The 13,647-nt window shown below is 68.5% G+C and carries 13 protein-coding genes and 1 tRNA gene; 7 read left to right on the top strand and 7 right to left on the bottom strand.

All coding sequences use genetic code 11. The features are described 5' to 3' along the window. The first annotated feature begins 164 nt into the window (after nt 1-164). Nucleotides 165-416 carry a phosphopantetheine-binding protein gene (locus tag J6U32_RS15985; protein ID WP_208791199.1) on the top strand — a complete coding sequence of 84 codons (252 nt, stop codon included), beginning with the start codon at nt 165-167 and terminating at the stop codon, nt 414-416. After that, a complete protein-coding gene (locus tag J6U32_RS15990) occupies nt 413-1,924 on the top strand; it encodes a tryptophan 7-halogenase (RefSeq protein WP_208791200.1) in 1,512 nt (503 codons plus the stop codon). Before J6U32_RS15985 ends, J6U32_RS15990 begins: the two co-directional genes overlap by 4 nt. A 25-nt stretch (nt 1,925-1,949) precedes the next feature. Here J6U32_RS15990 and J6U32_RS15995 read toward each other — a convergent pair whose 3' ends face one another. Next, nucleotides 1,950-3,146 carry an isochorismate synthase gene (locus tag J6U32_RS15995; protein WP_208791201.1) on the bottom strand — a complete coding sequence of 399 codons (1,197 nt, stop codon included), beginning with the start codon at nt 3,144-3,146 and terminating at the stop codon, nt 1,950-1,952. A 209-nt stretch (nt 3,147-3,355) separates the two neighbouring features. Between J6U32_RS15995 and J6U32_RS16000 the strand changes: the two genes are divergently transcribed. Then, a complete protein-coding gene (locus tag J6U32_RS16000) occupies nt 3,356-4,642 on the top strand; it encodes a lysine N(6)-hydroxylase/L-ornithine N(5)-oxygenase family protein (protein WP_208791202.1) in 1,287 nt (428 codons plus the stop codon). A gap of 27 nt (nt 4,643-4,669) precedes the next feature. Here J6U32_RS16000 and J6U32_RS16005 read toward each other — a convergent pair whose 3' ends face one another. Then, nucleotides 4,670-5,623 carry an LLM class F420-dependent oxidoreductase gene (locus J6U32_RS16005; RefSeq protein WP_208791203.1) on the bottom strand — a complete coding sequence of 318 codons (954 nt, stop codon included), beginning with the start codon at nt 5,621-5,623 and terminating at the stop codon, nt 4,670-4,672. A 10-nt stretch (nt 5,624-5,633) separates the two neighbouring features. Then, the gene (locus J6U32_RS16010) at nt 5,634-6,677 is read right to left on the bottom strand and encodes a nucleoside hydrolase (RefSeq protein WP_208796161.1); all 1,044 of its coding nucleotides are present in this window, start codon (nt 6,675-6,677) and stop codon (nt 5,634-5,636) included. Nucleotides 6,678-6,781: 104 nt separating this feature from the next. Here J6U32_RS16010 and J6U32_RS16015 point away from each other — a divergent pair, with 104 nt between their 5' ends. Then, nucleotides 6,782-7,762 (top strand): mechanosensitive ion channel family protein, encoded by a 981-nt coding sequence (locus J6U32_RS16015; RefSeq protein ID WP_208791204.1) that lies wholly within the window; start codon nt 6,782-6,784, stop codon nt 7,760-7,762. A 63-nt stretch (nt 7,763-7,825) separates the two neighbouring features. On the opposite strand, the gene J6U32_RS16020 is transcribed toward J6U32_RS16015, so the two are convergent. Further along, a tRNA-Leu gene (locus J6U32_RS16020) sits at nt 7,826-7,911 on the bottom strand. Nucleotides 7,912-8,008: 97 nt separating this feature from the next. Between J6U32_RS16020 and J6U32_RS16025 the strand changes: the two genes are divergently transcribed. After that, nucleotides 8,009-9,355 (top strand): M20/M25/M40 family metallo-hydrolase, encoded by a 1,347-nt coding sequence (locus tag J6U32_RS16025; protein WP_208791205.1) that lies wholly within the window; start codon nt 8,009-8,011, stop codon nt 9,353-9,355. 56 nt (nt 9,356-9,411) lie between these two features. Further along, nucleotides 9,412-9,957, top strand: coding sequence for a YbhB/YbcL family Raf kinase inhibitor-like protein (locus tag J6U32_RS16030; RefSeq protein WP_208791206.1), 546 nt, complete (start codon nt 9,412-9,414; stop codon nt 9,955-9,957). 69 nt (nt 9,958-10,026) lie between these two features. Here the strand turns inward: J6U32_RS16030 and J6U32_RS16035 are convergent, their stop codons facing one another. From J6U32_RS16035 to J6U32_RS16045, 3 genes are read right to left on the bottom strand one after another with little or no spacing between them, the layout of a single operon-like run. Further along, the gene (locus J6U32_RS16035; RefSeq protein ID WP_208791207.1) at nt 10,027-11,130 is read right to left on the bottom strand and encodes a quinone-dependent dihydroorotate dehydrogenase; all 1,104 of its coding nucleotides are present in this window, start codon (nt 11,128-11,130) and stop codon (nt 10,027-10,029) included. After that, on the bottom strand, nt 11,124-11,486 hold the full coding sequence (locus J6U32_RS16040; RefSeq protein WP_208791208.1) for a DUF5703 family protein: 363 nt from the start codon (nt 11,484-11,486) through the stop codon (nt 11,124-11,126). Before J6U32_RS16040 ends, J6U32_RS16035 begins: the two co-directional genes overlap by 7 nt. Continuing rightward, complete coding sequence (locus J6U32_RS16045) at nt 11,483-12,643, bottom strand: YncE family protein (protein WP_244332024.1); 1,161 nt, start codon at nt 12,641-12,643, stop codon at nt 11,483-11,485. The genes J6U32_RS16040 and J6U32_RS16045 overlap by 4 nt, the downstream gene beginning before the upstream one ends. Before the next feature lie 111 nt (nt 12,644-12,754). On the opposite strand from J6U32_RS16045, the gene J6U32_RS16050 reads away from it, so the two are divergent. Continuing rightward, complete coding sequence (locus J6U32_RS16050) at nt 12,755-13,597, top strand: undecaprenyl-diphosphate phosphatase (RefSeq protein WP_208791210.1); 843 nt, start codon at nt 12,755-12,757, stop codon at nt 13,595-13,597. The last annotated feature ends 50 nt before the right edge of the window (nt 13,598-13,647 follow it).

Raw genomic sequence — 13,647 nt, forward strand, 5'->3', positions numbered from 1 at the left:
TACCCTTGCTTAGGCAAGGATCATCACACGGGACGCCCGACTCGGAGCGCGCGTTGAAATTAGGCCAGGCTAAGCTACTGTAGCGACCGCGGACGGTGCCTCGCTCACCGTACCGACCCACGATCCCACCGCATCCGGTGGCCGTACGAAGTGAGGATCTGCCCATGGCATCTGTGGATGCAGTTGTGACCCGCGACCGGATCATCGGCGACATCGCCGAGATCCTCGACGTTCCCGCCGCCGAGATCACCGACGACACCAACGTTCTCGACATCGGCCTGGATTCGGTGCGGTTGATGTCGTTGATCGAGCGGTGGCGCGCCGCAGGTGCGACGCGCGCCGATCTGGTGGCGTTGGCCGCCGACCCGGTGGTCGGATCCTGGGTGCGCGAACTGTCGATGGAGCAGGCCCGATGAGCGAGGTCACGATCGAGAACGTCGATGTCGTCGTCGTCGGTGGCGGTCCGGGTGGGTCGACCACCGCCACGCTGCTGGCCAAGAGCGGCCGCCGCGTGGTCCAGATCGAGAAGGAGACCTTCCCGCGGTATCAGATCGGGGAGTCGTTGCTGCCCTCCACGATTCACGGGGTGTGCAAGCTGCTGGGCTGTTATGAGAAGGTCCGCGACGCCGGCTTCATGCACAAGCGCGGCGGCAGCTTCCGGTGGGGCACCAACCCCGTGCCGTGGAACTTCCTGTTCGCGATCTCCCCGGAATTCGCCGGCGAGGGCTCCTACGCCTACCAGGTCGAGCGGATGAAATTCGATCAGATCCTGCTGGAGAATTCGGCCGACAACGGCGTCGATGTCCGGCAGAACTGCCGCGTGAACGGCGTCGACACCGATGAGACCGGCCGGGTCACCGGGGTGCGCTACCTGGACGCCGACCGCGTCGAACACCACGTGCGGGCCCGGTTCGTCGTCGATGCCTCCGGCAACACGACCCGACTGTCCTCGCGCGCCGGCGGCGAACGCGTGTACTCCGAGTTCTTCCAGAACGTCGCGGTCTTCGGGTATTTCGAAGGCGGCAAACGATTCCCGGCGCCCGACGCGGGCAACATCCTCTGCGCGGCGTTCGACGAGGGCTGGATCTGGTACATCCCCCTGTCGGACACGCTCACCAGCGTCGGCGTGGTCATCGCCAAGGACAAGGCGCAGCATGTGCTCAATGCGCAGGAAGAGACCCTGCGGCACTACATCGATCGGTGCGAGATCGTCCGCGACATGCTCACCGACGCCACGCGGGTGACCGAGGGCACCTACGGCGAGATCCGTATCCGCAAGGACTATTCGTATGCCAACACCCGCTTCTGGGGCAACGGCATGGTGCTCGTCGGCGACGCCGCGTGCTTCATCGATCCGGTGTTCTCGACCGGGGTGCATCTCGCGACGTATTCCGGTGTGCTGGCTGCACGTTCGATCAACAGCGTGCTCGACGGCACGATGTCCGAGGAACGTGCCTTCGGTGAGTTCGAGGGCCGCTATCGCCGCGAGTACGCCGTCTTCCACGAGTTCCTCTCGGCGTTCTACGACATGGAGCAATCCGAGGACTCGTACTTCTGGAAGGCGCGCAAGGTCACCAACTTCGACCGCAACGACATGACGGCCTTCGTCTCCCTCGTCGCCGGCGGCTACTCGGGAGAGGACGCACTGACCGACCCGTCGTCGATCGTCTCGCGGTTCCGCCGATCCTCCGACGCACTGACCGAGGCCGCCCGCGCCACCGGCGGTATGGACACCGACTCCGGCCAGCGGATGGGGCACATGTTCGGTGCGCCGGTGGTCCGTGAGGTGATGGAGGAGATGAACGCCCTGCAGGCACGTGGCGCGGTCGGCGACCGCGCCACCGAACCGCCCCTGCTCGAGGGCGGTCTGGTGCCCTCGGCCGACGGCTTGGCGTGGGCGGAACCGGCGCAGGTCGCGGTCTGACCGGTCGACCCACCGACCGTCCGGCTCAGCCGATACCGAGGGCGGCGAGGATCGTCGCGAATTTGGCGTCGGTCTCGGCGAGTTCGGTGTCCGGGTCGGAATCGGCGACGATGCCGCCGCCGGCCCAGGTGGTGATCTCCCGGCCACCGGGGGCGATCTCGGCACAGCGGATCGCGACCATCCACTCGCCGTCACCGGCGACCACGGTGCCGTCGCGATCGCGTGTCGGGCCGCCCGCCCATCCGATCGCGCCGGCGTAGAAGCCCCGCCGGGCCTCGGTCGCGACGATGTGATCGCGGGCCAGGTCGGTGGGCGTGCCACAGATCGCCGGGGTCGGATGAACGGCCATGGCGAGATCCAGGGCCGTGGTCGACGGGTCGGCGATCTCACCGCGGATCGGGGTGCCCAGATGCCACATCGTCGGCGTCGTCATCAGCTCGGGTTCGTCGGGCACGTCGAGCGTGCGGCACAACGGCGCGAGCGCCGCCCGCAAGGCATCGACGACGAATCGGTGTTCGGTGCGATCCTTCGTCGAATTCGCCAGTGCCCGACCCTGTTCGGCGTCGAGTCGGGGATCGGTCAGGCGCGCCGACGAGCCCGCGAGCGGATAGGCCGACACGATGTTGCCGCGTTTGCGGATCAGGACCTCAGGGCTGGCACCGACCAATTGGGGGAGCGAACCCGAGGTGGGACCGGGCAGGTCGGTGACGAACACCGATCCCCGCGGATCGATGGCACGCAGTCGCGCGGCCACGTCCCATCCGGTGACCGGCGACTCGGAGTGCACCGTCAGGGCGCGTGCGAGCACGACCTTCGCCAGCGGGTCGTCGGGGTCGGCGAGCCGGTCGATCGCCGCCGCGACCCGGCGATGATGGTCGGCCGGCGACGGTACGGCGGCCACGATGCGGGAGCGCGCCACCGGGCGCCCGGCGGCGGTCGGCGGAGTCCACCGGCCGTGGTGCAGGTCGAGCCGATCGGGCGCGATGAGTGACGCCCGCTCACGGGCATCGAACGGCAGGGCTCCGACGATCGCGGCCCGCGCACCGTCTCGCAGTGCGCGGGCCGCCCGGTCGGTGTCGTGGTACACGGTGCTGCAACCCACCCCGATGACGTGATAGGTGTTGCGGCACAACAGGAAATGTGCGACATCGGCGCCGGCCGGACCGGTTACGGCGCCAAGGGCATCGGGAGTGTGCTCGGCCGACGTCGGCGATGAGATCATCTCGCGTGTTTCTCCGATCGGGATGGGTGACCGGTGGATCTGTGGCGATCGGGTGGTCACCGTGGAGCGGGGCGCCCGATTCGCGGGCGTTGGAGATTAGGTTAGACTTACCTTCTGAACATCGGTGAGGGTGTCGCCCGATGGCGCCGATCGGCTCGCCTGACCGGACCCGAGTCCGACAGCCCGGCGAGCAAGCAGAGGAGTAGCGCGTGTGCAGTGAGCACCTTTCCACGGTGGATCTCGTCGGTATCGGGTTCGGTCCCTCGAATCTGGCGCTGGCCATCGCTCTCGAGGAGCACAACCGCACCGCCGCAACGCCGATCACCGCGCAGTTCTTCGAGCGACGCGATCGGTTCCAATGGCATCCCGGAATGTTGCTGCCCGGCGCCACCATGCAGGTGTCGTTCCTCAAAGACCTCGCCACACAACGGAACACGGCCAGCGACTACACCTTCGTGAGGTATCTCGCCGAACGGGACCGGCTGACCGACTTCATCAACCTGCAGACCTTCTTCCCGCTGCGCTCGGAGTTCCACGACTATCTGCAGTGGGCGGCGGCGCGCGTGTCGATACCCGTGCAGTATTCGACCGAGGTCACCTCGGTGCGCTGGCACGACGGCGCCTTCGAGGTGACGTCCCCGACGGGCGCGTGTCGCGCCCGACATCTGGTGCTCGGCGGCGGAATCCGCGCCAAGCTGCCCGCTGGTGTGGTCGCCGGTCGACGGGTCTTCCACAATCACGACGTACTCGATCGCTTCGCCGAGCTACCCGAGAGCACTCACGGAGCGTTCGCGGTGATCGGTGCCGGCCAGAGCGCCGCCGAGGTGACCGCATTCCTGCATGAGCAGACCGACGCGCAGGTGCACGCGGTGTTCGCCAAATACGGCTACACCCCGGCCGACGACAGCCCCTACGCCAATCGGATCTTCGACCCCGGTGCCGTGGACGAGTACTTCGCGGCGCAACCCGCCTGGCGTGAACGCATTCTCACCTATCATCGCGGCACCAACTACTCGGCGGTCGATCCGGAACTGATCAACGCCTTGTATCGGCGTGAATACACCGAACGGGTCGACGGGCACCGGCGGTTGTTCGTCCACGGCTCCACCGAGGTCCTCGACATCGTCGAGACCGACGAGGCGGCCCGCCTGCGGGTGGTGAACCGCATGAACGGCGAGGAACTCGAGATCCTTTGTGACGCAGTGGTCTTCGCCACCGGCTTCGAGCCCACGCCGGTCGGCGCCATGCTCGGCGACCTCGGCCGCTTCTGTCACTCCGATGTCCATGGGCGACCGGTGCTCGACCGACACTATCGGCTGCGCACCGATCCCGAGGTGACCGGCGCCATCTACGTGCAGGGCAACTCCGAGCACACCCACGGGCTGACCGCGACGCTGTTGTCCAACGTCGCGGTCCGCTCCGGGGAGATCGTCGAATCGCTGTCGGCACACGTGAGTGCGCGCAACGGAACCGGGCGCCGGACCGCGGTTCTGTAGCGGGCTACGCGTATCGGTGGTTCCTGCCTATCGGTTGATCAGCGGCGCGAGGGTCCGACCCAACAGGTCGACACGGCCGGGAAGGTGGCCGTTGGCGGGCGCATTGACCGTGACCCCGTCGATGCCCGTGGCCAGTAGGGCCGAGTAGCGCTGGGCGACCTCCTCCGGAGAGCCGATGATCGCGCCGCCGCGGCGTGCCTCGGCACGCGGGTTGCGGGCGACATAGGCATCGAACTCCTGCTGCGCCTGCTCGTGGGTCGGGGCCACGCACGCCGAGGTCTGCAGGGTCACGACGATCTCGGAGCGATCGCGGCCGAGGCGCTCGCAGTGCTGCGCCAGGGCATCGAGTTTGCGACCGATCTCGTCGACCCCGCAGATGAGATTGGATTCATCGGCGTACTGGGCGACCATGCGCAGCGTCTTGCGCTCACCACCGCCGCCGATCATCACCGGGATCCGACCGAGCGGGGCGGGGGAGTTCGCGGCGTCGCTGACCTGATACCACTTGCCCGCCAAGCTCGGTCGCTCCCCACGCAGCATGGGCAGGATGATCTGCAGTGCCTCCTCGAGCTTCTCGAACCGATCGGTGAACGTACCGAACTCGTACCCGAGACAGTCGTGTTCGAGTTCGAACCAGCCCGCGCCGATGCCGAGTTGGGCGCGCCCCGCCGACACCAGATCGAGGGCGGTGACGGTCTTGGCCAGCAGCGTGGGATTGCGGTAGGTGTTGCCGGTGACCAGCGCCGACAACCGCACCCGCGAGGTGTGCTGGGCCAGCGCGGCGAGCAGGGCGTAGCACTCGACCATCGGTTCGTCGGGTTCGCCGAGCATCGGGAGTTGGTAGAAGTGGTCCATCACGAGCACGGTGTCGAAGCCGGAGTCCTCCGCCTCGACGGCCTGCGCGGTGATCGTGGGGAACAGCTGATCGGGCGCGGTGTCGGGATAGCTGAAGTTCGGGATCTGGTAGCCGAGGCGGGTCACCGCGCCAACGCTACGCTCCCGTGGACTGGTTGCCCACGCGCCGGGCGAGCGTCGCAACGGTCTCGATGAGGTCGTCGAAGACGCGATCGACGTCGGTCGTCGAGGCGACCCGCGCATTCGGTGCGCCACCCCACATCCCGCGTTCGTCGGCGACCGTCGTCCCGCGTGTCAGCGTGCCCGCGAGTTCCACCGCGACCCGGGCCGGCCGGGTCTGCACCCACGACGGATCCAGCGCAACCATCGCCGCGAACGGGTCGTGCAGGTGGGCGATGTAGCCCTCGTCGTGAGCATGGTGGAACTCCAGATAGAAACGCAGCGCGTCCATCACGTGCCGGATGATCACATTGGTCGCCACCGACCGCGTGCCCGGTTCGTCGGCGGGATCCGGGCACTCCAGCGGGGTACTCCCGGCCGCGGCGGCCAGCCGCACCGTGTGATCGGGGGTCAGGGCGATGGATTCGGTGAGATCGAGCGGGCACACGATCGGTTCCGGCGCCCCATCGGTGCCGAACGCCGCGAACACCTCGGCGGCGGCCTCCGGATCCACGGCCACATTCCATTCCGAGGTCGGGGTGGTGTTGCCGTGCACATGGAACGCCCCGCCCATGATCACCAGGCGTCGCAGCCGCACCGGAAGGTCGGGGTCGCGGCGGATCGCGGTGGCCAGCGAGGTCATCGGACCCGTCACGAGTCCGACGAGCTCCCCGTCATGTGCCGCGGCCGCCTGCACCCACGCGTCCGCGGCGTCGAGACCGGCGACGGTCTGCGTGGGAGTGGGGAGCTCGGCATAGCCCACCCCGAGCGGCCCATGGGTGTCCTCGGTGGTCATCAGGTCGGCAACCAGAGGGCCGGACGCACCCTGATGGACCGCGATGTCCTCGCGGCCGCAGAGCGCAAGCCAGGCGAGATTGTTGGTGGCGACCACATCGGCGGGCACATTGCCGGCCGTACTGGCGATCCCGACGAGATCGACGTCGTCGCGGGCGAGCAGATACAGCAGTGCGAGCGAGTCGTCGATCCCGGTATCGCAGTCGAAGAACACACGGTGGGTCACCGCACCAGTCTCCCACTTGCCGGTGGTCACCGGCCCACCCCGGTGCGCCCACCACCGCTGCGCAGCGGGTTCGACGGATCGCGGGATTTCCGTACCGTCGGGGCATGGACCTTTCGACTCTCGGCACGGCCCATGGCCCCATCGCGCAGCTCGCCTTCGAATGGACCGACACCAACCGAATGTGGTTGGTGGAACGGCCCATTCGTATCGTGTGCTACATCGTCGGGGCGCTGATCGTGCGGTGGGTCGCGCACCGCCTCATCGATCGGGCGACCCGCGGGAACCCCGACGCCGCCGACCGCAGGGCGCCCGCCCTGATCCGGCATCTGCGCGAACGTTCGCCGACCGGGACGAAGACCCCCGCGGCGGCCAAAGCGGCTGTGGCGCAGCGTCGTTATCAGCGGGCCCGCACCATCGGGTCGGTGCTCAAGTCGACGGTGTCGATCATCGTGCTGACCTGGGCTGCACTGGCGATCCTGTCGGTGCTCGGCGTCAACATCGCACCGTTCATCGCCTCGGCCGGGGTGATCGGTCTGGCGGTCGGGTTCGGGGCGCAGAACCTGGTGCGCGACTTCGTGACCGGTGTGTTCATGCTCCTCGAGGACCAGTACGGTGTCGGCGACACCGTCGATCTCGGTGAGGCGATCGGCACGGTGGAAAGCGTCGGATTGCGCATCACCACGGTCCGAGACGTGGACGGCACCCTCTGGTACGTCCGCAACGGTGAGATCGCCCGCGTCGGCAACATGAGCCAGGAGTATGCGGTGGCCCGGGTCGAGGTCCCGGTCTCACTGCGCGCCGACCTCGACCGTGCGCAGGAGGTCGCCCTCGACGCCGCGATGAGGGCCGTCGCCGACGACGAGACACTGGCCGCCGATGTGGTCGACGAGCCGCGGATGCTCGGGGTGCAGGAGGTCGCGTCGGATCGGGTGGTGCTGCGCCTGACCGTGACGACCCGACCGAACGCGCAGTGGGCGGTGCAGCGCCGGCTGCGTCGGGAGATCCTGCGGGCCTATGACGAACACGACATCGATCTGCCCTATGTCGGGGGCCGGACACTCGTCGGCGTCGACGCCGACGGCTGAGCCGAAACCGCGCGAACCGAGACGAGGTCCCCGGGAAGATTCCCGGGGACCTCGTCTGCTGCGTGTCCGAGGGGGGACTTGAACCCCCACGCCCGTTAATAGGGCACTAGCACCTCAAGCTAGCGCGTCTGCCATTCCGCCACTCGGACTTGATTGTCAACCGGCGTGCGAGGCGAGCTCTCACACCGGCGGCGATAACACTAACCGAGGTTGCCCCGGTATCCCAAATCCCGTAGGAGTGAGGGTGTGACCGAAGAGTCGAACACCCCGCGCGCCGTCGACGAGGTCGTCGACCTCGTCAGCACATTGATCCGTTTCGACACCAGCAACACCGGAGAGCTGGAGACCACCCGCGGTGAGGAGGAGTGCGCCAAATGGGTGGCGTCGATGCTGGAGGAGGTGGGCTACACCACCCAGTACGTGGAATCGGGTCAGCCCGGTCGCGGCAACGTCTTCGCCCGCCTGCCCGGACCCCCGGACTCTGATCGCGGGGCCCTGCTGATCCACGGCCACCTCGACGTGGTGCCCGCCGAACCGGCCGACTGGAGCGTGCATCCCTTCGCCGGCACCGTCAAGGACGGCTACATCTGGGGCCGCGGTGCGGTCGACATGAAGGACATGGTCGGCATGGCGCTGGCGCTCGCGCGGCAATTCCGGCGTGAGGGCACGGCGCCGCCACGGGAACTGGTCTTCGCCTTCCTCGCCGACGAGGAGGCGGGCGGGACCTGGGGAGCGCACTGGCTCGTCGAGCACCGGCCCGATCTGTTCGAGGGCATCACCGAGGCCGTCGGCGAGGTCGGCGGCTACTCGCTGACGGTGGACCGGCCCGACGGCACCGAACGGCGGCTGTATCTGGTGGAGACCGCCGAGAAGGGGCTGGCGTGGATGCGGCTGACCGCCGATGCCACCGCCGGCCACGGGTCCTTCTTGCATGCCGACAACGCCGTCACCGAGGTGGCCGAGGCGGTCGCCCGCATCGGCAGGCACACCTTTCCGCTCGTGATGAGCGAATCGGTCGCCGAGTTCCTCGCCGCCGTGTCCGAGGAGACCGGTCTGGATCTTCGTCCGGACGCACCCGATCTCGAGACCTCGCTGTTCAAACTCGGCAGCCTGGCCCGGATTCTGGGCGCGACATTGCGGGACACGGCCAACCCGACGATGCTGCGGGCCGGCTACAAGGCCAACGTGATCCCGCAGAAGGCCGAGGCCGTCGTCGACTGCCGCATCCTGCCCGGACGGCAGAAAGAGTTCGAGGCCGAGATCGATCGGCTCATCGGGCCGAATGTCACCCGGGAGTGGATCACCCACCTCGACTCCTACGAGACCACCTTCGACGGCGACCTCGTCGACGCGATGAACGCGGCGATCCTCGCCCACGATCCGGGCGCGCGGACCGTGCCGTACATGATGTCCGGCGGCACCGACGCCAAGGCGTTCGCGAAACTCGGCGTCCGGTGCTTCGGCTTCGCTCCACTGCAGTTGCCGCGCGAACTGGATTTCGCGGCCCTGTTCCACGGCGTCGACGAGCGGGTGCCGGTCGATTCGGTCGTCTTCGGCACCAAGGTGCTCGAACACTTCTTGCTGCACAGCTGATCTGCGCGCGCATACAGTGGGTCGGGTAGCGCGCCGACCACGAGAAAGGTGATCCGATGTCGAACGTCGATCCGTACGAGTCGTTACCCGCCCTGCCGGGTTTCGAGGTGAGCTCCACCAGCTTCGAAGATGGTGCGCCGCTGGCCAATCCGCAGGTGAGCGGTCTGATGGGAGCCGGTGGTCAGGACTCGTCACCACAGTTGAGCTGGTCCGGATTCCCCAGCGACACCAAGAGTTTCGCGGTCACCGTCTACGACCCCGATGCGCCGACGGCGTCGGGATTCTGGCACTGGGCGGTCGCCGACATCCCGGTCTCGGTGACGAGCCTGCCCGAGGGTGCCGGTGACGACGAGGGGTCGGGGCTGCCCGCCGGCGCGGTGACGCTGGCCAACGACGCGTCGTTGCGCCGATTCGTCGGTGCCGCACCGCCTCCAGGCCACGGCCCGCACCGCTACTTCGTGGTCGTGCACGCCGTCGACGTCGAGTCCCTCGGTCTGCCCGATGGCGCCACACCGGCCTACCTCGGGTTCAATCTGTTCTCGCACGCCATCGCTCGGGCCACTCTCGTCGGTACGTACGAACAGCCCGCAGAAGACATGTGACACAGAAGACATGTGACACCGCGGATATGTGACACGGCGGATATGTGACACCGCAGTCGGTGCCGGCGCTCAGTGACGGGCGCCGGCCCCGACCGCCGCGGCGAGGTCCGGGTATCCGCCCGCCCGCAGTCGGTCGGCGATCCCGGCGTTGATCCCGGCGACCCACACCGGGCCCCCGTAGATGAACGGGGTGTAGGCCTGCAGGAGGTCGGCGCCGGCCAGGATGCGTTCCCACGCCTGGTCGACGGTTTCGATGCCGCCGACGCTGATCAGCGAGATGCGGCCTCCCACACGGCCGTACAGACGGCGGAGCACCTCGAGGGACCGTGCGGTCAGTGGTGCCCCGGACAACCCGCCCGCGCCCATCGCCTCGACCTCGGCGGCCGGGGTACGCAGACCCGCACGCCCGATGGTGGTGTTGGTGGCGACGATCCCGGCGAGCCCGAGTTCGACGGCCAGGTCGGCGACGGCGTCGATATCGGTGTCGGCGAGGTCGGGGGCGATCTTCACCAGCACCGGCACCGTGACCTCCTCGAGTACCGCTGCGAGGATCGGGCGCAGTGAGTCGACGGCTTGGAGATCGCGGAGTCCGGGTGTGTTCGGGGAGCTGACGTTGACCACCACGAAATCGGCGTGGGGTCCGAGAAGCCGTGCGGAGAGCCGATAGTCGTCGACGGCCTCGTCGACGGGCACGACCTTGGTCTTGCCGATGTTGGCGCCGATCGGGACGCGCACCGGGCCGGGGCGGAACGCTCGTAGGTGGTCGGCGGCGACCTCGGCACCGGGATTGTTGAAGCCCATCCGGTTGATCAGCGCCCGATCGCGTGGCAGTCGGAACAGCCGTGGGGCGGGATTGCCCGGTTGCGCCCGGCCGGTGATGGTGCCGATCTCGGCGAAGCCGAAACCCAGCTGCCCCCAGGCGTTCACGGCCGTGGCCGACTTGTCGAAGCCGGCGGCCAGGCCTAGCGGGGCGGGGAAGTCGACGCCGAACACCTGTTGCCGAAGGATCGGGTCGTGGCGCGCGAGCACACGCGCCGCTAGCCCGCGCAGGGCGGGCACGCGCATGGTCGCGACGATGGTGGCCGAGATGATGCGATGGATGCGTTCGGGCGGGAGCAGGAACATCAGGCGCAGCAGCACCGGATACAGCGCCCGGTTGAGGCGGGTCAGCATGCTCGGGCGCCGCGCTCGGGGTGGGCATGGTCTGACTGAGAATCGTTGGGGGCGAGGCCGTTGCGCGTGGCCTCGGAGCCGACGTCGGGGCCGCGCGGCGCACGCCGGCGCTTCAGCAGCACCTTGCGGGTGCCGTCGGAATACAGCCGCACCCGCGACAGCTCCCACCCGCCGAATTCGGCCTCCAACGACAACCGCATCGACGCGGTGACGCGGGTGACGTCCGGGGGCAGTCGTACCAGCAGACACTCGTAGTCCTCGGAGGTGACCTCCCAGCCGCGCGGGTAGCGTGCGCCGTTGCGCACGCCCGCCCGTCCCGATCCGATGGACACCTGCCCCGGTCGCCTCGTCGTCATCGGGCGGCTCCGGTGGTCGCCGGAGCGGTGGGCGTCACCGGCGCGCCGCCGGTTTGTGCAGCCGTCGTGACCACCTGGATTCCTCCGTCCCGGGCCGAGAGCACGAACACCGTGCCGCTCGAGTCGTCGACGACGATCGAGTCCGGTTGGGCGACCGCGGCGAAACGATGCTTCTCGGTCGGTTCGCCGGTGGCGAGGTCATAGGCCACCACCTCGTTGTTGCCCGTCGTCGAGACCCACAGGAGATTGCGGGCGTCGTCGTAGTCTACGGCGTAGGGGCCGTCGGAGACCGGATAGCGGAACCGCATCACCAGCGGTGATCCGAAGAATCCGACGATCTCGTCGTCCCGGGTATTGGCCACGAGCACGCGACCGTAGTGGTCGACGGCGGAGTTGGTGGCACCGTTTCCGGCCCGTAGCGCCGGCCCCAGATCACCGTTGCCCAGGTCGACGGGGGTCACCGACGACTGTGCGCGATCGAGCACCACGACCTGCTCGCCGGGCAGGTCGGCGCCCGGTGGCGAGACGGTGATGTCGTCGACCCGGACGAACCCGGTGATGTCGCGCTGCTGGGCCAGATCGCGATCGAGGACGAGCACGTGGCCGTTGTCGGTGCCGACCAGGGTGCGGCCGTCGGCGGTGCGGGCCAGGGCGCTGGGGTTCTCGGTGCGCAGGACGTCGCTGCGCACCTGACCGTCGGGGCCGATCCGTACGACGTGGCCCGGACCGACACCGATGAAGCCGCCGTCACCGGTGCCCACGAGGTGGGTGAGTGCGGGGGTCGCGAGGGAAGTCGCCGTGGGGAGGTTCCCGGGAGCCGCCGAGGCGGCTGCGGTGATGGCCGACTCGTCGAAGCGCAGGACCGCGGTCCCGCCGGGGCCGATGACCGCCACACGCGCGTCCGACAGTGCCGGTGACGCCGATCCGGCGGGAGTGGGGATGGTCACGCCCGCGGGCGCCCGTGGCGCACCCGGTGGCGCGGTACTCGCGGACGCCGGGGTGACGGTGGCCACATCCGTGGGGGTCTGCGAACCTCCGGAGGAGTTGCACCCCGCGACGACGAGCACGGCCGCGGCGAGTGGGACGAGCAGACCGACGGTGCGGCGAGTGCTGGTACGGGCCGTGGCGCGGGATCGACTGGCAGACATGCCACCCATCTTGCACACACCCCCGCGGGGTCCGGTCGGCGCGGGTCGACAGTGGCTCGGGAGCCGCGGCGCCCCCCGGTACCGGGGGGATCGGACAATTCCCGCGTAGCATCGACCGCCGTGACCGACACCATGACGTGGGCCCAGTCGATCGTCCTCGGCGCCATCCAGGGCCTCACCGAATTCTTGCCGATCTCGTCCTCGGGACATCTGCGCATCGCCTCGGAATTGATGTTCGGGGAGGATGCCGGGGCCTCGTTCACCGCGGTGACCCAGTTGGGCACCGAGGCCGCGGTGCTCGTCTTCTTCGCCCGTGACATAGCCCGGATCGTGCTCGCCTGGTTCCGCGGGTTGGTCGCCCGCGACGAGCGTGGGCTCGATTACCGCATCGGGTGGTACGTGATCCTGGCGACCATCCCGATCGGTCTGATCGGTTTCCTGCTCAAGGACGAGATCCGGTCGGCGGCCCGCAACCTGTGGCTGGTCGCGACGGTGCTGATCCTGTTCTCGGGGGTGTTCTGGCTGGCCGAACGTCTCGCGACCCAACGCCGCTCGATGGAGCAGCTGACCCTGCGTGACGGGATCGTCATGGGTCTGGCGCAGTGTCTGGCGCTGGTCCCGGGGGTCTCCCGGTCGGGAGCGACGGCCAGCGCAGGCCTGTTCCTCGGGCTCGAACGCGAGGCCGCGTTCCGCTTCTCGTTCCTACTCGCCATCCCGGCGGTGCTGGCGTCGGGACTGTTCAGCATCCCCGATGCGATCCATCCGACCGGTGGCGGCATGGAGGCCACCGGGATTCAACTGGTGGTGGCCACCCTCGTCGCATTCGTGCTGGGCTACATCTCGATCGCGTGGCTGCTGCGCTTCGTCAGCGACCACTCGATGAACTGGTTCGGCGGGTACCGGGTCATCCTGGGTCTCGTCGTGATGGGCCTGTTGGCCGGCGGTGTCATCGACGCCACGTGACACGGTGTCATCGACGCCACGTGATGCGGTGTCATCGACGCCACATGACC

Origin of the sequence: Gordonia polyisoprenivorans (genome assembly GCF_017654315.1) — a bacterium.
Classification (GTDB): domain Bacteria; phylum Actinomycetota; class Actinomycetes; order Mycobacteriales; family Mycobacteriaceae; genus Gordonia; species Gordonia polyisoprenivorans_A.